This is a genomic window from Cyclonatronum sp. (assembly GCF_022565315.1).
Lineage (GTDB): Bacteria > Bacteroidota > Rhodothermia > Balneolales > Cyclonatronaceae > Cyclonatronum.
Genome location: NZ_JAIUMX010000061.1, coordinates 1 through 20,879, shown reverse-complemented (window position 1 = coordinate 20,879; position 20,879 = coordinate 1). Strand labels below are relative to the sequence as shown.

Genomic DNA, 20,879 nt, shown 5'->3' with positions numbered 1-20,879 from the left:
GGCACCAAGTCTTCCATCAGGGCAAGTTCTTTGTTTCTGCGTGCTTTCCAGCTCAACTCCAGGGGCTCGAGTAAATCGGTAAGCTTTTCTCCGTCAAAAATCATCCGGTTCATGATTTTCTCTACAAAGGTTTTCAGTTCTGCTGTTCGTAAGCCGTGTTTATGGGCAATGCCGGCCAGTTCTTTATCATATTTCTCTGCTTTGTAGATTTCAAAATTTTGCTTCAGTTCGTCGGCTGTATAACCCTTACTCCAATCGAGTTGGTCAATAAAATCGGTGAGGTCTTCTTCTTCGTCCATCAGGTTGGCGTTGGATTTCAGCAAGCTGATCACCTGCGCCTTGGTCATTTTCTGCTTACTCGGCTTTTGTTGGGTACTGTCGGCAATCAGGCCCATAATGTAGTCGTAATCAATCACCGCAGAGGCAAAAAGCACAAATTCAAAATCCAGCTGCTGAATATCGTCCGGTGCATTTTCGCCTTCTTTTTCTAAGCGTTTCCTAAATGCCTTTGAGGTTTCCAAATAAGAGCTTCGGAACCCTAAAAAAGTATCATTGGGCAAGATTTTCACAATTTCTTCCTTCTGTTCATCATTCAAATCGGTGTACTGATCCAGCTGTGTTTTCAGGCGCTGCACTTCTTTGAAGTTTTTCACGAAAGCAATGCGCGCTGCATCTCCCTTGAGGTTGTACACTTCTTCAGGTTCACTCACCAGATTGTGCTCCTGCATAAAGTAGCCCAGTTTTTCTACCGCTTCCTGGTATTTATCAATCACCACAGGTGCAGGATCAACCATCCAGATTTCTTTGGCCTTGCCGCCATCTTCGCCGGAAAAGAGGGTTATAGCCTGGTTCACCGCATCCTGCTGTGAACGGAAATCCAGAATATTGCCGTAAGGCTTGGTATCGTTCAGCACACGGTTGGTGCGCGAAAAAGCCTGAATAAGACCGTGGTATTTCAGGTTTTTGTCTACATAAAGGGTGTTCAGGTACTTGCTGTCAAAACCAGTAAGCAGCATATCCACCACAATGGTGATGTCAATCTTGTTTTTGCGCGGATAGTCTTTGTTGCTGTACTTCTGATTTTTGATACGGCTTTGCACATCCTGATAGTACAGGTCAAAATTATTGATATCGTGATTGGTGCCGTATCGGGTATTGAAGTCTGCAATAATCTCCATCAACGCTGCCTTCTTTTCTTCAGGATTCTGCTTGTTGTCTTCCTTTTCCTGAGGCAGGTCTTCCTGAATCTGCTGAACGTCTTTATTGCCCTCAGCAGGGGGCGAAAACACGCAGGCAATATTTAAAGGCACATAATCAGGATTTTCCGCCTTTTTTTGCTTTTGCAGTTCTTTGAACAAACGGTAATACCCAATGGCATTATTGATAGAAGCCGTAGCGAGCAGCGCATTGAATTTTCGCTGGTTGGTAGCTTTATCATGCTTTCCGGTAATTGCTTCTGCCACGGCTTGCTGTGCTATCGCTTCCCCGGGCTTTGCCTGTACCGAGCCTTCGCCCTTGTAGTAGTCGATATGAAATTTAAGAACGTTGCGGTCTTCTATGGCATGGGTGATGGTGTAGGCATGCAGCTGCTTTTCAAAAATACTTTCCGTGGTTTTGTAGGTTTCGTACTGGTCTTCACGGATTTTTTGTGTGGAGTTTTCGTCAAAAATGGGCGTACCGGTAAATCCAAAAAGCTGTGCGTTGGGGAAGAACTCTTTTATTGCTTTATGGTTTTCACCAAACTGAGAACGGTGGCACTCATCAAAGATAAAAACCATGCGTTTATCGCGTAGCGGCTCCAGGCGCTCTTTATATTTTTTCTTGTTCGTGCCATCTAAAGCCAGACCCAATTTTTGAATAGTAGTTACAATTACCTTGTCGGCATAGTCGGCAGAAAGTAAACGCCTTACCAGGGCTTCGGTATTTGTGTTTTCCTCAACACTGCCTTCCTGAAATTTATTAAACTCTTCGCGGGTTTGGCGGTCGAGGTCCTTCCTGTCCACTACAAACAGGCATTTTTCAATCTCCGGATTGCTTTTCAGCAGGGTAGAGGCTTTAAAAGAGGTTAGTGTTTTACCGCTTCCTGTGGTATGCCAGATAAAACCATTACCACGATTTTGCTTCACACAATCATCAATGGCTTTCACCGCATATATCTGATACGGACGCATCACCAGTAATTTCTGTTCCGTTTCCACCATTACCATATACTTACTGATCATCTCAGCAAGGGTACATTTCTTCAGGAATCTGTCTGCGAAATCTTCGAGGTGCCTGATCTTTTTGTTCTTTTCATCCGCCAGATGATAGATGGGCAAGAACTGCTCATCTGCGTTGAATTGGAAATGCTGCTTTTTGTTATTGGCAAAATAGATGGTGTTTGAGCGGTTGCTTACGATGAACAGCTGCATGTAACACATCAGTGAATTTCCATAGCCATTGCCCGGTTCGTTTTTGTAGTCCACGATTTGCTGCATGGCTTTTCGCGGGGAAATGTCCAGGCGTTTCAGCTCAACCTGAACTACCGGCAAGCCGTTAATCAACAAAATGATGTCGTACCGCTGATTGCTGTTTTCGGTGTTCATCCGCAACTGACTGATGACTTCAAAGTCGTTTTTGCACCAGTCTTTGTTGTTCACCAAAGTGTAATGCAGAGGCCTACCGTCTTCGCGTTGGAAATACTGTTGTTCCCGCAGCTTTTTGGATGCTTTAAACACATCAGGTTCAATGATTTCTTCCCGCAAGCGCAGAAATTCACTGTCCGTTAAACGGACACGGTTAAGCGCTTCAAATTTGATTTTAAAATTTTGTTCGAGCGTATGCCGGTCAGAAATATCAGGCCGATGCGTGTATTTAAGCTCTTTTAACTGCCTGACCAGGTTGTGTTCTATGGTTTGCTCGTTCGTCATTCAATTTTTCTGTCTATAAATTTTTGACCTTAGCTTCAATCGTTTCGGAATCTCAGAGGTTATTTCAAGCCACGGATGGTATGTGCTCATTGCTTAACCATTTACCGTGTAACAGCTATTTTCGGATTTGTTACCCAGCCAAGTTGGTTTTACTCCCTCCGCTTCCGGTACTTCCTTTATTTGGTTATGGTCTATCAATTTAGGCTTTCAAAATAGCTCATAATAATTTAAGTATCTCATTTTTCGACAGGCATTCGGGTTTCATCGTTCCGAAATGTTTAATCTTGAGCCAAAGCCGGCTCTTGAGCTTTTTCCGTGTGGTGTTCAGCACAGTGTGGTCAAAAAAAACCACGGGTCCCGGCCGTAGGTTTGGGATTGTTCACTGCCACGAAAAACTGCGATGCTCACGGAATTCACACCAAAAAATAAACAACGGGCGAAATGCCAAGAGGTCGGTATTGAGGGTAAAATATTTGCCATAATTCCTTCACAAAAAAACAAAACCCGCACAGGCCGGCGACTGTGCGGGTTTTGGATTCAAAGCTGCAAAGGCATCCCCCGAAAACACGTTGATTCGGGATGTGCCGTGTCGGGTTTATGACCGGCTTTTATTTCAGCAGCATCATTTTGCGGATGAGGGATGCGTCGGGGGTGCTGAGGCGGTAGAGGTAGAGGCCGGAGGCGAGGGCAGAGGCGTCGAAGCGGACGGTGTGCGTGCCTGCCGCGAAACGGCCGGAGGCGAGCACTGCTACGCGCTGCCCCTGCATGTTGAAGACCTCAAGGCGTACATCCTGCTGTTGGGGCAGGCTGAACCGGATGCTGGTTGCGGGGTTGAACGGGTTCGGGTAGTTCTGGGCCAGCGAAAGCTCAGCGGGCAGCTGGGTTTCCGGCAATACGGATACCGGAACGGCATCGAACACCACTACTTCGCCGCTTGGGCGCACCGCAACAAGCTCAAAGGCCGGACCATCCTGATTCTCGGCGGGGTTGAGGAAGCCGCGGGCCTGAATGGCCACAAACTCTCCCTCAAAGGCACTGAGGTCAGCTGTGAAGCGCGCTACTTCTGTTTCGGTGCTGGCAAGGGTTAGAGAGAGCTCCACCGTTTCAGCGTTGAGGCCGGTGAAAGGGGAGGGCTCACCGTAGCTGAGGCCGCCGATGAGGAGCGCGCCGTTGGCGTACACATCTACGGCGGGGGCGTCGGTTACGGTGTGCAGCAGGTAGGCGTGCAAGTCGGCCGGGCCAACGAGCAGCGGATAAATGGACACCGCAAGATTCACCGAAATATCGGCGCCGCCCGGGTTCTGGGCGAAGTCAGCGGGGTTGGCCACGCCTGTTACCGTCATGCTGTAGGTGCGGTTGGCTTCGAACTCAACCGTATCTTCGAGAATCACGGTGTCGGTGCCGGCAAGCTGAATACGCAGCTGCTGCGGTTCGCCTGATGGTGCCGGAGATACCGGGATGGCCGCACCAAAGGGGAAGGCAGATTCCACGAGGGCATCATTCACAAAAATATCGACGAGCGCGGCGGCGGGATCGGCGGCGGAGTGAATCAGCTGCACAAATGCCGGATCAGGATCAGGGCCGGGCGCATCCGAAAAAGGAATCGAGAACAGGTACAGGCCGCCTTCGGCACCGGCAGCGGCAAGCAGGCCGCCTTCCACCGATAAACCGGTAACACGATCTATCGTTGAAAACGACGCAATTTCGGTGAGGCTTGTGAGGTTGCTGCCCTCAAACTGCCGTACGCCGAAAAATTCAGCGGCGGCGTACACAAAATCCTGCTGTATGCGCACATCGCGGCCGTTGTTGGCAACAGAGAAACTGCCTTCGTTTACAGGCGCGGTCGGGTCCGTGAGGTTCACAACGGTCAGGCCGTTGTTGCCGTCGGCCAGCACGGCAAAAGGCTCACCGGGTCTGAAATCGAGCGACTGCACGAGCTGACCCGTTACTACGGCAGAAGCCTGAACGGGGTTTTCTTCATCCGAAATATCGGCTACGAAAAGGCCGGCGCCAAAATTGGCAATCAACGCAAGGTCGTCTTTTTGGCGCACATAATAGGCGTTGTTGCCGGTCGGCAGGGTTGAAATGAGCGAAACCGCGCCGCTTTCGGCATCGCGGGTGTACACGCGCAGCCCGCCAAAACCGGAAGCCGTGTAGGCACGGTCGGCGGTTACGTCAACGCCGAAGCTTTGGGACGAGGTGGGGATCACTTCCAGAATCTGCGGCGCGGCAGGGTTGCGGGCATCTATGAGGGTGATGCGGCCCGAGCCTCCATCTGAATCCACAATGTAAACCAGGCCGTCGGAAACCGAGATGTTTTCGGAATTCTGCGTGGTAAAAATCCGGGAAAGGAAAACGGGGGCTAACGGATTGGCGGCATCAAAAATGGTGAGTTTGCCGGCGATATCCATCACATACAGTATTCCGTTTTCAAGCGCTACTTTGTACGCAAAGCCGAGGTTATCAACCAGCCCGTTGAGCACCGGCGCTGAGGGCGTGCTTACATCCACCACGTTGAGCCCGAAAAAGCGGCTTGAAACCACGGCGAGGTTACCGTCAGAAAAGGTATCAAGCGATGACTGCACATTCGGGGTTGAAGCGCTCACTACCGAAATGGAAGCCGGGTTCGATACATCGAGGATGCGCAGACCAAAAGAACCCGATAGGTAGGCGAAGCCATCCACCACGCTTGCCCCAAATACTCCTCCGGCAGCAGTATAGGCACCGAGCTGAACCGGGGCAGTACGGTCGCTTACATCATAAATCAAAAAGCCGGCAGCCGACGATACATAAAGGACATCGCCCACAATGGCGAGGTTGTTTACGAACCCGCCGACATCCGTTGTGGAAAGCAGGGGTGTTTCCTCCGTTGAAGTGATGTCGTATATCCGGAAACCCGGTGCGCCAAAAGCAACATAGAGGAAGTTTTCATCCACCGCCATTCCGTTGGCTGAGCCACCGGCTGTAATGTATTGGATTGCTTCCGGTGCTTGAGGGTTTGATACATCAACACGGGTAAATCCTTGTGTGCCATGGCCTATAAAGGCTTGGTTTCCTAAAGCTTCTACCGTAAATCCGGCACGAGGGGTAAATGAGCCGGTGAGCTGCGGATTGTCTTTATCGGAGATGTCGAGTATAAAAAGGCCGCCGCCGGGATTTCTGACGGCAACGAAGGCCAGGTCGCCTTCCACCACAATCTCGCTGATCAGCCCCGGGAAAGCGAAGTTACCCCGTGCAACGGGCGACTGCGGGTTTGTGAGATCGACTGCAACAAAGGAGGGGCCGTCGCCAAAATAGGCGAAGTCGCCGGCAATAAACCCTGTACGGCTTGTGCCGCCGGGAATAAATGAAGACAGCTCAAGGCCGTTTTCGTTTTGCAGCTGAGCCTGCTGCTCAGATGTTTCGAGCCAGTTTTGGAGCAGGGAGGCATCTCCCCGGAAGGCCGGAACGGGTTCGCCGGTTTCAGGATGAAAAACCTGTGTTTCAGCAGGCTGCTGCGCGTGCAGCAAAGGTGTGCTGAGTAAGAAAAGCGCAGCCACCATTATGAGCCCTATGCATACGGTACCAATTTTATGTGTCATCATGGTTTAGTTTTAAGTTTGATTTGATTGATTGATTGATTGATTGATGCTGTAACAAAAAAGGCTCAGAAGGCCGTGAAGCCGTTGGCTCACACTGCACCTTCTGAGCCTGCATTGCAGCTCTTCAATAAATCAAAAACCGCGTTTATACGCTATATGCAGAGATTATTTTACAAGCATCATCTTAATTAACTGTGTTTCATTTCCCGCCCGGAGCCGTGTGAGGTAGAGTCCGCTTGCGAGGGCAGAGGCGTCAAACCTTACGGTGTGCTGCCCGGCAGGCAGGCTGCCGTTAACAAGCGTCGCTACCCGCTGCCCCTGAATGTTATATACCGTGAGCACAGCATCGCCGCTTTCAGCCAAACTGAAGCGGATATTTGTAGCCGGGTTGAACGGGTTCGGATAGTTTTGCTCAAGTGTGAAAGTGTGCGGTTGCTCTATGCCGGGCAGGTTCGTTGCCCGCATGAGCGGGGTAAAAGTTCCGGTTTCGGCATCGAGTATGCCAAGTTCGGGGTTATCTGCAAAACCGGATATTACAAAAAAGAAGTTGGCGGGCAGCTCTTCCGTGATCAGATTGTAAACAGCAATGCTGGTTTCTCCGTCTGCGGTGCGCAACTCGAGTAAATCTGCCTCCAATTCCTCAAAAATTGGTATTGAAAATTCTGCTTCTTCGGCATAAGCTGCGAAACCCAGAGTCAGTTCGCCGGGTTGCACAACCAGGCTCACCGCCGGGGCATTGGTTACCGCGTGCAGGATTCTGTACTCTGCCCAATACTCGTTCACAGGGATGATGTCTCTCCGAAAAACGACCGCCCGAAGCGAAATATCAGTGCCGTCGGGGTTTGGATCAAATGCATCAGGATCAGCTACACCCGTGAAAACAATGGTGCCATCAAAACCAAACTGTTCAAGCGGCAGGGATTCTGAAAAAAGTATAGATTCACCCTCCCTAAGCTCAATTGTAATTTCAGTTGATGCGGCGTTAAACTCAAAATAATCCGTGGCAGTCTGATAGCTGAAGTTTTCTTCAATAAGTTCATCATCTACAAATAGGGCCACGGTTTCCAGTGCCGGGTCGGCCGAGAAATGGGCAAACTGCAGGAAAACGGTTGCGGAAGCGGTTGTGATGTCGGCCGTCCAGCTTTGCTCTTCGCCATGCGGGGTACTCAGCGTGAAGCTGACCGGTTCAGAAAAATTTAAACTCTGACCGGCTTCAGGTGCACCTTCAACGCCGAGCGGCACGGCAACGCTCGGGATGAGCGCGCTTAGGCTTGTGCCAATCGGCAGCACCGCGGTTATGGTAGCGGTCTCCGGATCAATTTCGGCGATCACGTCTTCAGTTAAGCCGGGGTTGTCATGGGCAAAAAAGGCGAAGAATCCGAATTCTGGCTGCAGCTCCAGGATGGGCTCAAAAACCACAAGACCCAGCGAGGCATCGTCCGGCTGATGAAAGATGACGCTCTCTGCGAATTCCGCACTGTTGTCGCCCCAGTAGTTTCCGATGGCGGTGAGCTCCATCATTGTATTGTTGTAGAAGGCAAAAAGCGCATCATTATTTCCGTTACCGAAAAAGACGTTGCCGCCAGGATCTTCGGCCGTGCCAAAATCAGGCTGCGGACCCTGCACGGCCTGCGCACTGCCCAGCTGCGTTGTTACGCCCCAAAGGTTGCCGGAGATGATGTTCCGGCGCACGCGCGAGGTGTTGGTGGGCTCCATAGCCAGGAAGTTGAGCCCGCTGCCACCCAGCATGGGGTTGTTTTGGATGTTGTTATCGGAGATGATGTTGCCCTCAATCACCGTTGAGATATTGTTTCCGATTTGCGTGATGCCAAAGCGGTTGCCGGTGATCACGTTATTACGGATCGATGCAACGGTTACGCCTCCGCCGAGCAGGTTGCTCAGGCCGATACCGCCGGAGTTGTTGTTGAAGCCTTCGATGATATTGTTTTCAATTCGGAGGGTATCACCGGCGATGCCCGGACCGAGGTTGATTTGCGGGCGGTTGGTGTTATCGGTCACGTTCCGCAGGAAGCGGCTGTTGGTGATTTGCGGGGCACCGGTAACATTTGCGCCGGAACCAATAGCTGAGCGGACATTATCAATAAAATCGCATCGGTTAATAACCGGACTTGATCCGCTGTAGGTGATGGCCGCCGTGACGTTTGAGAAGCCGTTGTTTCGCATCACGCAGTCTTCAAAAACGGCCGGGGTGCCTATCAGCTGAATGCCGCCCCCATACTTTACCGTAATGTTCCGGAATACAGCCGGATCTGCATCTTCAAAACGAAACCCACGGAAGTTCGCGGCTGTGCTGCTTGTATCGGCAGCAGTAAAGGTTACGGTGCCGAAAGCAGGTTCAGCCCGGAAGCCGCCCTGAACCACGATTCGGACAGCCTGCGCTACCCGTACTTCGGCCGGCTCCAAAATGTGAAGGCGGTCGGTTTCGGCTATAGTAATTTCGGCATTAATCAAAAACCCGTTTTCATCTTCCGTAACAGCACCGCCGGAAATTTCGACAAGATCAGACAAGGTGAGGGTGAGGTTCTGATTGGGCGTTGTGAACTGTGCATTCGCGCCCGTATAGAAAGCCATACTAAAAGTGAACAGAAAAAGGGCTGTAGCAGATCGTAAAGCAGATTTCATGGATTTTATTATTTGTGGATGGTAATAGTTCAGGAATCAGCTGCTGATTGGGCCGTGTCTTTATGAGCTGTTGTTTTACTTGTACAAAAGAGAAAGGTACAAAAAGAAAGCCCGGCTTCCGCAAAGGAAACCGGGCTTTCAGGTAAAACGCAGTGCCGGCTCGGGCAGCAGGAGGGGAAACTGCAGGTTTGCAGTTCCCCTCATTTGCTAAGCCGGGACAGATGCAGCTGTGAATTATTTCACAAGCATCATTTTCTGAGTTTGTACGAAGTTACCAGCCTGCAGACGGTACAGGTACATACCTGAAGCAAGGCGGGATGCATCGAAGTTAACGGTATGGAAACCGGCTGTTTGCTGACCGCGAACCAGAACCGCCACACGCTGACCCTGCAGGTTGAACACTTCGAGGGTTACCTCAGAAGCTTCCGGCAGAGCATAAACGATATTGGTTGTGGGGTTGAACGGGTTCGGGTAGTTCTGATTGAGAGCGAACTCGGTCGGCATGTCAAACTCAGGCTCAACATTTACAGCGTCCTGGTTGTTGAAGAATACAACAGGCAGGGTTTGGTCATCACCAGTCAGGAATACCTGGCGGTTGGTGCTTCCACCCTCACCTACTGAATCAAATTCCCAACCACCGTTAGGCAGTTCACGGCCGTCGCCGGCAAGGATGAAGTACTTGTACTCATAAAGGGTACCGGCTTCACCGAAGAGTTCTACGGTGTAGGTGTACACCATTTCGCCGCTGTCTTCCATGTCGTTTCCTGAAACAACAGACCAGTCGTTGAAGCTGCCAAGTACGAACACTTCATCACCAACACCCGGGTTGAAGTTACCGAGTGAACTCTGAACGCTCATATCAACCTGGAAGGTAACGAGTTCAGAGGGCTGACCTGCTCCCTCTTCAACAGTCATAGCCACGGGAATGGTTGCTGACGGTGTAATCGGGGAATTGGTTGTGATGTTGATGTTGGCGAAATAGTCACCAGGCTCCAGATCTGTTGCATCAAAAGTGACTACAACTTCAACTGAGCCACCGGGTGCAATTACACCCTGTGCAGGATCGGTATCAACAAAAGAACCGAAGTTTCCTTCAATCATAAAGGCAAGGTCGCTCCAGTCGCCATTTGTAATACCTGCCCATGACTGCCAGTTGGTATTGGCTCCAAACAACCCACCCGGATCAATAAGCTGACCACTGTTGAGATTTGGCTCACCCTGAGACCAGTTCCAGCGAGCTGGCCCGCCAAGCTGACCATTAGTGTCAACAAATACCATTATCCAGTAGGTACCGGCTGGCAAGTTTAGAGCTGAACCTGTCGCTGCTTCAATATCCAAAACTATATCGGTGAAAATAGCCCCTGCAGCCTCTTCAATGATGGTGAGGCCGGCAGAATTAAAGCCACCTGTGAAGGAGAACACATGGCTGTTTTGTCCATCCTGCGGGTGTCCGGCTGGAAGGCCATTGTTGTCAGGATAAATGAATATTCCGACACCATTTGCACCCGTGGTAATGGGTACACCATCGGCCGGGCCAACAAATCCATAAGCTGTAATGACCTGGAGATTTGCTCCTTCCTCGAGGAGGAAGTCATCAGCAGAGTAAGCTCCGCTTCCCAATGGCTGGAAGAAGTCAGACACACCACCGCCAGTACCATTGTTCTGCTGATTCCAAATGATTTCGGTTTCGCTATTCAGAACAGAAGGCATGGTTTGGCGAACTGCATGCCAGCCAGGCGCAGCCGATTGCAGAGTTGCATTGCTTCCACTTATTCTCATACTGTTTGACAATGATGAAACTTGGTCAATAGCCTGAGCGGAGCGCTCGTTCCTCACCAGAACGCTGCGTCCGGAAGTCGGAGCTACGGTATTGGAAGTACCAATGTTGAACTCCAGATCAGATTCTCCCTCGTTGGTGAGCAGAAGCGTAGCTGTACTTGTTGCACCTTGCTCAACAGTCACGGAGAAAGAGCTCGGATCAAAGCTTAAAATACCAGCATTTGAGCCCACTCCAGAAAGTGCAACAGTAACATCACCATTAGAAGCGTTGCTTTCAATGGTAAGCATTGCAGACTTATTACCGTCTGATTCAGGCGCGAAAGAGATGTTAATGACAACACTCTCACCCGCTTCAAGTTCTAATTCCTGCGAGCTTACCACAAACTCTTCACTGTCGGTAGAAAAGCCAGATACAAGAAGAACATCTGAACCTGTATTGGTTAACAATACGCCGTCAGTAACAGAGTTACCAACGAATACAGAACCAAAGTCAAGTTCAGCCGGATCTACATCTGCAATCGGTTCACCAAATACAGTAAGCGTGGCTGGGATAGCTACTTCAGGGTTTGCCGGGTCGTTGGTGAGTACACCAAGAACACCTGTGTAAACACCACCGATAAGGCCGGCAGCATCAAGCGTAAGTGTAATGGTTTCTGAATCACCAGGAGCTACTACACCGAAAGCAGGTACTACTTCTGTGATAAAGTCAGCACCGGCTGATACGCCAACCAGCTCAATAGTACCACTCCATACGCCGCCTGCTGAAATAGTCCAGCCGTTTCCGATAGAAACGAACAGGCCTGAAACATCAAGTGGTGTTGGGATAGCAACAGGTACGTTAACCGGTGTACCGGGTGCACCGCTTGTTCCTCCTGTCCAGTCAATACGAGGAGAAGCTCCGTAATTGTTGAATCCGCCAACTTGCAGTGCTACTGTAGCCGGGTCAACCGTTACGCCAGGAGCAAGTGCAACTGTTGTGAAAAGCAGGGCAAAGTCAGATGCCCATGTTGCGCCTTGAGCGGAATTGATCACGAAGTCTGGTACAACTGATGTAAGCTCTCCGTTCAGACCCTCTGCAACGGTAATAAAGTTTCCGCCCGGAAGCGAAAGCTGGTCGAACTCTATAAGGAATCCGCCACTGTTCAGACCTGAGGCCATGCCAGACTGCTGAACTGCTGATCTTTGCGGCGCTGCTGTTTCAATACCGGCTTCATGCATCATGAAACGCTGCAGGTTTGCATTCATTTGCTCTTCGGTGTTTTCGAAAGCAGAACGAACCTGCACCATCATACGCTGGCGAACAGCATCAAAACGGGTGTCGGTACCGTCAAGAATACGCTCCATGATGTAATCAGGGAAAGCGAACTCAAGCGCGCCGTTACCTTCATTGGTAATGGTAAGCTCAAAGGTGTCAGAAGTATTGGCAGCAAGTTCAGCTACGATCTCAGACGGATCGAAGACAACGCTGGCACCAAATACACCTGTACCCGTAAGCGCGGCTGTTTTCACACCTGCCGGGTCATTTGTTTCAACGAGGAGATCACCACTGTACTCTCCGGCTACATCAGGAGAGAAAGTAACCGTGAAAGTTCTGGTTCCGCCCGGAGAAACGATTTCTACGTCGCCGAAATCAATGCTGAATGCATCATTATCGGTGGTAGCATCAAAAATTATGAGGTTAGAGGTACCTGCATTGGTGAAGGTCACCATCTGCTCTGCGAAGAAACCTTCTGCAACTTCGCCAAAGGCAAAGGCAGACGGTGTAATAAGCAGAGAAGGACCTGTTGTACCGGGTATGAATGCGGTATCGCCGGTTTCCAGAGCTACGAGCAGGCCAAAGGCCTCACCCTGATCAGGGTTGAGGAAACCTGAAGCAAGAATACCTGCGGAAAGGCCGCCGAATCCGGTTACATCTGCGATGAATGCAGCAACCGGAGTTGTTGAACCGGCCGGTCTGATTTCAATCACATACACACCCGGATCTACACTAAAGTAGCCGGAACCGGTACCGTAAGGTACGCCTGTCAGAATGTTTGTACCGAGTTCACGTACGAATACGTCAACAGCAGGAGCATCAGTAGCACCGTGGAACACATATAAATCGAAGGTATCGCCGCCGCCGGTAGCCTGACGATCCGTCAGAACAACAAGCTCAGCACCGATTTCGAGACCGTCCGGGTTTGGTGCAAATCCGTCAGGATCAGCCACACCCTGTGCAATAACAGCATAGCTTTCATCAGCTTCAGGAACTACGGAGAGTGAAAGCAGAGCTTCACTTCCGCCCGGTGCCATAATTTCGAGGGTAAGCTCAACATTGGCCGGAACAGTGAGGTATTCGGTTGCGCCGCGGAACGGGAAGTTCGTAGCAAACAGACCGCCATTCACATATACATCAACTTCTGCGAGTGCAGGATCAGCTGCGTTGTGAATAACCTGTACCTGAGCAAAGCTGTCATCATTAACATCAACGGTTACCGGAACGGTGATAAGGCCGTTAGCGGGGTCGTTGCTGGTGATGAGCAGGTTGTAGCCATAGGAGCCAACCATGAGGCCCTGTGTGTTTGCCGTTACGTTAACCATGGCAGAACCACCGGCAGAAACACTGCCGCTTGTGGGGTCAACTACCAGCGGTTCCGGCGTTTCACCGTTTTCGGGCTGTACAACACGAACTTCATCAATACCGATGTAATCTGAATTGTCGCCGGCAGGTCCGCCGCTTGTAACAAAGTAGCGTAAGCCGAAGCGACCTGTTGTGGCAGCATCCAAACCTTCTACCGTAGCCACAAATTCAGTCCACTCATCAGGATAACCATTTGGACCTGTTACAAGATCCGGATTAACTGTTAACATGAGGGTTGTGAAATCACCTGTGCTGGCAGGGTCTGTACCGGCATTGGTACTGCCGCCGGCTGTACTGAGGCGCACTTCAAGGCGATCCGGGAAATTGCCACCGGTGGAACGGGTGTAGAAACGAAGTTCAGTTCCGTTCTGCAGGGTAACTTCCGGGGTTAGCAGCCATGTATTGATAGTGTTGCTGCCAGTTGTGCTGTTAAAGTTGGCACCAATGTAATGTGTTTCTTCACCGCTGAACGCAGGAAAGACCGCTGGATTTCCCTGGAACCAGGTAGTTGTACCCACCGGTGTGCTTAGGTTTTGCAGCGACCAGCCGTCAGCAGGAAGGGTTTCGATATCAGCAAAACCTTCACTGAATTCATCGATGGCCATCAGCGCAGCATTATGGGCTACTACTGCATCAATAGTACCGGCAGGTGTTACAGCGCCGGAGGCACGGTCTGCACCCTGAACGGTAGCAAACTGTGTGCGCACACCGCTTGAGTAGTTACGGGCAGCTGCATTTTCGACAGCGATGCTGAATTCGAGGTCATCAGCGCCCATTCCGGCCAGGTTAAGTACTTCCAGAACTGAAGTAGCTGATTCACCGATGCCAAGATCGAATTCGATTGAATCAGGGCTCACACCGGCAATCGGATCGGTTTCAGATTCCGGAGCCAACATGAGAGACACATTGTCAAGGAATACATCTGCATTGCTCAGACCCATTTCGAAGCCGAGCTTCATTGCACCGAAAGTGTTTGTTACTTCAAAAATGACCTGATATGTTTCCATACTTGTGGTCAGGTTGAAGTCGGTGATATTAACAGGTACAAAACCACCGCCATCCTCACCGAAGTAGAAACGAAGCTGACGTCCGTCAACACTGGAGCGGGCATCGAAGCTGGCAATATATGTTTCACCAACTTCAAGCTCAGCTATCTGCTCCTGGGTGAAAACCTGATTGAGCTGTACAAACCAAACTTCATTTGTTGGTCCGGTCATGTTTGTGATAGCTGCTTCGCCGTCAACAACACTGAAATCAGCGTTTACGCCTGCAAAATCAGCAACATAGGGTGTCCAGCTGTTGAGACCATTGTCAAAGGTACCATTGATTACAATTTCACCCTCAATAGGATCAACAGGGGCATCACTGAGTGTGTAAAGTATTGGTACATTAATTGCGCTGTTTTCCGGATCATTGCTCAAAACAATTAAATCAGCTGCATAAGAACCAACATCAATTGACGTATCAAAAGATAGCATAATGGTCTCGGAGGAACCACCTGTTATTGTTCCGGATGTAATATCAGCTGAAAGCCATTGTATAGGACCTTCAAATTCAGTTAGCCTTACGTTATCTACGTAACCGGCTTCACCTTCATTGAAATTATCATGCAGATAAATTATCTGTTCAATCGTAGAAGCTCCGAACATATTTCCGGTGTAAAAAAGCTCGCCATTCAGATAGTATTCAACAGATTCGTCGAAAGAGTTTAATTTAATACCCAATGTGAACCACTCATCAACAGGAAAAGGCACCCCTGTTTGAACGAAAACAGTACTTCCTGCAGGGTTATCTAAAACTCTTATTCCACCCTGCCAAAAAAACTTTACGCGAGCAGCAAGAAGAGCTTGAGATGGAGCCTGTAGTATTACATCATAATCAGAACCACCCAAAGCTTCAATGAAGATATCCTGTTCGATTAATGCAATACCAGTTTCCAAAGAAAACAATGGGCTAAATGCACCAATACTACCGGTTACGTCCGGCTCTTTTGCTAACTCAAGAGACCAGACACCATCCGTTGCACGGGCAGGGCTTATAGCGGGCTGAGTTAAATTAGAACTGAACGTAGTCCAGCCATTCTGCTCGTTTATAAAACCAGGTACAAAACCCTCGCTCTCTTCGAATGAAATCATATCGTTGTCGCCGAATGCCATAACCGAAGCAAACGGGTTTTCGATAGCTGCTGTTGAAGAGCGAATGACCTCACCACGGCTTTCGTATGTAAATTCTACAGGAGTTATGTCCCTTCTTGATGCTGCATCGAAATAAGTTACACCAAGTAAAAACTCCAAATCTTCTTCACCTTCGTTTGAGATGGTGAACATACGAGATTCAGTATCACCTACTGTTGATTCTACATCGAAACTTGCTGGGTTAACAACTGCCACAGGAGGAAGAGCAGGATCGCCAAAAGCTACTACAACATCATCAATCCAAACACTGTGGGCATCTTGACCTGAATAGCGAAACGCAAGGCAGATTGTTTGACCTGCATACTCTGTAAGTTCGAAATCTACCTGTCTCCAAGAAAGATTGATCATATCGTTGGTTTCAGCGATTTCAACAAATTCACCATCTGCAGGGTCACAACTACCAGTAGAAACCCAAAGTCCCGTGTAATCATAAAATGACATAAACTGAGCCCGATCAAAATAGCTGATCGTTGCATTTTCGCCTGCAGGCAAAGAAATAGCAGGAGTTACAAGCCAATCATCCTGGAAGCCGCTTCCTGCCGCACTGTATCTTCTATGCGCACTTGCAGGCGGGGTATTTGACTGTAAAGTATTTCTGGTCCACTGAAAGGCATTCTCAGTGCCCTCAAGAAAAGCCGTTGACCAACCGTTGGGAGGAAAAGCTTCATCAGTAAAACTCTCTTCTAACAGGACGCCTGTAAGAGATCTTGCAGGATTATCAGCCCTAAGCTGATTCTCTTGTACAAATGCGAAAAAACGATTCATCAAAGACTCGTTTGCGTCATATAAAGATTTGCTTTCAAGAGATGCAGCTACCAGCGAACGTTCAGCCGCGGTAAACTCTCTTTCGAAAACCTGCATGCTTATACCAGAACTGGCAAAGGCTTGTCTGATGACGTCCTGTTGCGATGTGCTGCCCACCTCGTTTACCTGTGCTACAGCAGCAGGTGTAAGCCACATCATACAGAGTATCACCATTGCTGAACAAGCCAAGGCTCTAAATGTATAGTGAAAGTTATTCATAGGTATTCGTGATTTTTAAAGGATAGATTGACCATGTATAGCTCTTACGCCCTGCCCTTAGGCACTTGTCCGTATTTAACATTAACAAATACTTAAGAGCTGTTATTGGCAGCTTAAACCAGCTTTAAGCTGCCAAAACAGGCACACTTAATATAAGTTTATACTTGTAAATGCAAAATGAGAATTTTTGTTTTCACTGCATCCCTTCGTAATTACCCCGTATCAGTAAAAAACAAGCTCAATAATTTCAATTGGTTAGAAATTTAGTTTTGCCGGCAATTACCCTGGCAGCTTGTTTTAGTTTTACATCTTCCGGTTTGTTAGGGCCCGATTGTTCCTTTTTTATATGCCAACCAATTTCATACCCTCAAAGCCGGCTGACTTACTGCTGTACCAATTCCCGGCTGAACATTTACTGAGTTTGCTTAACGCTATTAAGCTGATATGTTCTTTCACCCTTAATTTATTTATCCATTTACGCAAACACCTCATAAAATGACTTTCAATTTGTGCCCAATATCTTCCGTTCTACACTTCAAATTAACGTTTCAGCAAATAATTTTCTGAGATTAGCGCTCTTTTGTTGAACCCTCTTTTTGCAATTGTAATTTTATTTTGCTTTACAATACCCTGTTTGCATTTCACGCCATCACTCCATTTGCGTAAGAAGTCTTTTTATTCAGAAAAACCATAGCTTCCGGTTTTGTTTTCTCAAATTCTGATGTTCAGAAAACCCATTGCTTTATAAATTCAGTCAGATATGCTGAAAACCGCACTATTTTATAATCACCGGTGTTTTTGAGGTTCAATTTTGTTCTGAGAGGATAATTCCTGCCGGCGTTTCTTTTCTTAAATTCTATTTGCGGGCTTTGATCCTGCTTAGCTCACATCCCAATTATCACATGAAAATTTTTCCGCAATCAGCCTCCGAAAAACTCGGCTACACGGCCGTACTTGAGGCTGCCTCCGTTTATCTGCGCTCTGTGATGGGGCAGGAGGAGCTCGAAAACCTGAAGCCTGTATCCGTAGAAAGTATTGTGGTTCATAAGCTTTCACTCTTGCGTGAACTCATGGATGTGCTTCAGTTTGAAAGCGAAGTGCCTTTCGAGCATCCGTTTGATATTCGGGAATCCGCAAAAAGATCGCGTGTAAAAAGAGCCCTGCTCAGCCCCGAGCAGCTGCATCAGATACGACAGTTCTGCATCACCTGCCGGCTGCTTCAGAATTATCTGCGGGCCAAAAACGAAACACATCCTTTACTGAGCCAGCTTTCTCAACAGATTATACCCCTCAAAGAAGTTGAAAGGGAAATCGGCGAGGTGATAACCGAGCATGGCAGCGTGAAAGACAATGCCTCCCCCGCGCTGCGGCAGATCCGCAAGAGTCTCGGAAGCCGGCGCAATGAGCTTCGGTCGGCCATCGACCGCATCATCCGGCAGATGAGTAAAGACGGCTACCTTGCCGAGTTTGAGGCTACCATCCGCAACGGGCGCATGGTGCTGCCGGTACGAGCCGAGCACAAGCGCAAAATCAGCGGATTTGTACAGGATGTTTCTGCCACCGGGCAAACGGTGTATCTCGAGCCAACCGAAACGCTGCATATTAATAATGACATCAGGGAGCTCGAACAGCAGGAACGTGCTGAAATTGAGCGCATCCTTATGGAGCTCACAGCCGCCATCGGGCTTAAACATGAGCACCTGCTGAGCAATGCCGCGCAGATCGGCCGCTTCGACCTGCTGCTTGCCACCGCGCGCCTGTCGCTGTCGTTAGGGTGCAGCATCCCTTCGGTTGGCGCAAAGCATCAGCTTTCTCTGCAAAATGCGCGCAACCCCGTGCTGATGCTGCGCAACCGCCGCCTGCCCAAAGAGCAGCGGGAGGAAATCGTGCCGCTGAACATGAAGCTCGAACCCGACGAGAAGGGCGTTATTATTACCGGTCCAAATGCCGGCGGGAAATCCGTGAGCCTCAAAACCGCTGCCCTGCTTTCGATGATGGCGCAGTCCGGTTTCGCCATCCCGGCCGATGACACCTCAACGCTGCCGCTTTTCAGCGGGCTGTGGCTCGATATGGGGGATGAGCAGTCGATTGATAACGACCTGAGCACTTTTTCCAGCCGGCTGGCATGGATGCGCGAAACCCTGAAGGGCGCTGATGCGGGAAGCCTTGTTTTGGTGGATGAAGCCGGCACCGGCACCGACCCTGAAGAGGGCGTTGCGCTGTTTCAGGCTTTTCTGGAAATTCTGCATCAGCGGGGATGCATGATTCTGGCCACGACCCATCATGGTAACCTAAAAGTTTTTGCGCACAACTATCGCGGTTTTGTGAATGCGTCGATGGAGTTCGACCGGAACCGCCTCACCCCAACCTACCGCTTCCGAAAAGGCGTGCCTGGCAGCAGCTATGCTTTTGAGATGAGTGAGCGCCTCGGGCTTTCACCGGATCTGCTGAAAAGGGCGCGTGAACTCGTCGGGGATTCTAAAAACAGGCTGGAATCGCTCATTACGGAGATGGAAGAAAAAGCGCAGGAGGCGGGCGACATCCGCTCCAAAACGCTGCGGGAGCAGGTAAAGGCAGAGAAGCTCATGCGCGATTACGAGCAGCGCCTCAAAACACTGACCGCCGAGCGGGATAAGCTTCGGGAAAAAGCCCTGACGGATGCCCGCGAAATCATGCAGTCTGCCAACGCCCGTATTGAGGAGGCCATACAAAAGGTGTATGAGGCCGGAACCGACAAGGAAAAAATCAAGCAGATCCGTGCGGAGGTAAATCAGCACCGGCAGGCCGTAGAGGCCGACCTTGAGCAGACCTCCGCCCGACGGAAGGGCAGGCTGCCGGATGCCGTCGATGCGAGTCCGCCAAAGCCGGGCGATACCGTGCGCCTGAGCGACAGCAATGCCACCGGCGAGCTGATCGAGGTGAACGGCAATCAGGCAGTTGTTGATGTAAACGGCCTGCGCCTGAAAACCAAATACAAGAACCTGGTTAAAACCCAAAAGCCCAAAGAGCAGAAAAGGGAGCCGGTTTTCAGCACGGCTGATGATGACTTTACCCCGGTGCCCGTGCCGGCTACGCTCGATATACGGGGTTTCCGCGGCGAGCAGGCAGGCTCAGAGCTGATGCACTACCTCGACCGCGTGAGCGCTTCAAGCCTTCGGCGCATTGAAATCATACACGGAAAAGGGGACGGCGTCCTCAAAAAAATCGTGCATGAGCAGCTGGCCAAACGGAAGGAAGTGAGCAAGTTTGAGTTTGCCCCCTGGGAGCAGGGCGGCCCGGGCTGCACGATTGTTGAGTTAGGCTGAGGAAATCTTTTTACAGGATGATGTGCCCCCGGGCAGATTGAGGCCTCCTCATTCGTTACCCTGCTGCATCAGCCTGCGGGTTTTGGCCGGCAGAGAAGCGACTACGAGGTCGTAGCTGTCCTGCACCCATTTTCGGAGCAGGGGGTCGGGCAGCTCCGGCACAATCATGATGCTGTTCCAGTGTTTTTTACTCATGTGGTAGCCGGGCTGCACAAAATCATAGGTTTCGCGCAGCTCAACGGCCTCAGCCGGGTCGCACTTTACGATAACCATATCCCATTTTTCAATATCGGTTATGGCGAAGATTTTGCCCATCACCTTAAATACGAGGGCATTTTCATCGAAAGGCAGCGATTCTTCCGCATGAGGGAAAGCAAGGCAAAAATCCCGGAATCGGGCAATATCCATCGGTAAACACCTCGGGTTTGGCAGTTAATGGGGAAGACTTCGTTTGAAAGATACTTAAAGATTTCCGGCCTGCGGTAGGATGCAGTAGGATAAAGTCCGGTGAAAATAAGAGGATAATCAGATGTTGATACAGAAAGCGCTTATACGTATTTTTCCAAGCTACACTCCAACTTCACCCGTTGTTCCATACTGATTATGCTCTATTCTATTACAATCGTTCTGATTGCCATCATCTGTGTCGTACTGATTATTGTTATCCTGCTGCAAAGCGGTCAGGGTGGCGGACTTTCCGGCGGAATGGCCGGTAACGTTGGCGGTGGTGCCGGCAATATGGTGGGAGCCCGCCGCACGGCCGACTTCCTGTCGAAGTCAACTTCTATTTTAGGCGGTACCTTTTTGGTTCTGTGCCTGCTCGC

General features: G+C 49.9%; 7 protein-coding genes. 2 read left to right on the top strand and 5 right to left on the bottom strand.

Going from position 1 to position 20,879, the window contains the following annotated elements:
- The 4 genes from LAT75_RS10175 to LAT75_RS10160 all read right to left on the bottom strand — a co-directional run.
- Window positions 1-2,909, bottom strand: a 2,909-nt coding sequence (locus LAT75_RS10175) for a type I restriction endonuclease subunit R (protein ID WP_291482556.1), incomplete at its 3' end; no start/stop codon positions are given.
- Window positions 2,910-3,517: 608 nt separating this feature from the next.
- On the bottom strand, window positions 3,518-6,493 hold the full coding sequence (locus LAT75_RS10170; protein ID WP_291482555.1) for a DUF4397 domain-containing protein: 2,976 nt from the start codon (window positions 6,491-6,493) through the stop codon (window positions 3,518-3,520).
- 162 nt (window positions 6,494-6,655) lie between these two features.
- Window positions 6,656-9,133 carry a T9SS type A sorting domain-containing protein gene (locus tag LAT75_RS10165; RefSeq protein WP_291482554.1) on the bottom strand — a complete coding sequence of 826 codons (2,478 nt, stop codon included), beginning with the start codon at window positions 9,131-9,133 and terminating at the stop codon, window positions 6,656-6,658.
- Window positions 9,134-9,367: 234 nt separating this feature from the next.
- A complete protein-coding gene (locus LAT75_RS10160; protein WP_291482553.1) occupies window positions 9,368-16,492 on the bottom strand; it encodes a choice-of-anchor J domain-containing protein in 7,125 nt (2,374 codons plus the stop codon).
- A 1,160-nt stretch (window positions 16,493-17,652) separates the two neighbouring features.
- Here LAT75_RS10160 and LAT75_RS10155 point away from each other — a divergent pair.
- The gene (locus LAT75_RS10155) at window positions 17,653-20,055 is read left to right on the top strand and encodes an endonuclease MutS2 (protein ID WP_291482552.1); all 2,403 of its coding nucleotides are present in this window, start codon (window positions 17,653-17,655) and stop codon (window positions 20,053-20,055) included.
- Between the two features lie 48 nt (window positions 20,056-20,103).
- On the opposite strand, the gene LAT75_RS10150 is transcribed toward LAT75_RS10155, so the two are convergent.
- On the bottom strand, window positions 20,104-20,463 hold the full coding sequence (locus LAT75_RS10150) for an MmcQ/YjbR family DNA-binding protein (protein WP_291482551.1): 360 nt from the start codon (window positions 20,461-20,463) through the stop codon (window positions 20,104-20,106).
- A 195-nt stretch (window positions 20,464-20,658) separates the two neighbouring features.
- Between LAT75_RS10150 and secG the strand changes: the two genes are divergently transcribed.
- Window positions 20,659-20,879: preprotein translocase subunit SecG (secG, locus tag LAT75_RS10145; RefSeq protein ID WP_291482550.1), on the top strand; the 221-nt coding region annotated here is incomplete at its 3' end.

Coding starts and splice junctions, on each gene's coding strand:
- LAT75_RS10170 (WP_291482555.1), bottom strand. CDS start 6,493: ATGATGACACATAAAATTGGTACCGTATGCATAGGGCTCATAATGGTG.
- LAT75_RS10165 (WP_291482554.1), bottom strand. CDS start 9,133: ATGAAATCTGCTTTACGATCTGCTACAGCCCTTTTTCTGTTCACTTTT.
- LAT75_RS10160 (WP_291482553.1), bottom strand. CDS start 16,492: ATGAATCGTTTTTTCGCATTTGTACAAGAGAATCAGCTTAGGGCTGAT.
- LAT75_RS10155 (WP_291482552.1), top strand. CDS start 17,653: ATGAAAATTTTTCCGCAATCAGCCTCCGAAAAACTCGGCTACACGGCC.
- LAT75_RS10150 (WP_291482551.1), bottom strand. CDS start 20,463: ATGGATATTGCCCGATTCCGGGATTTTTGCCTTGCTTTCCCTCATGCG.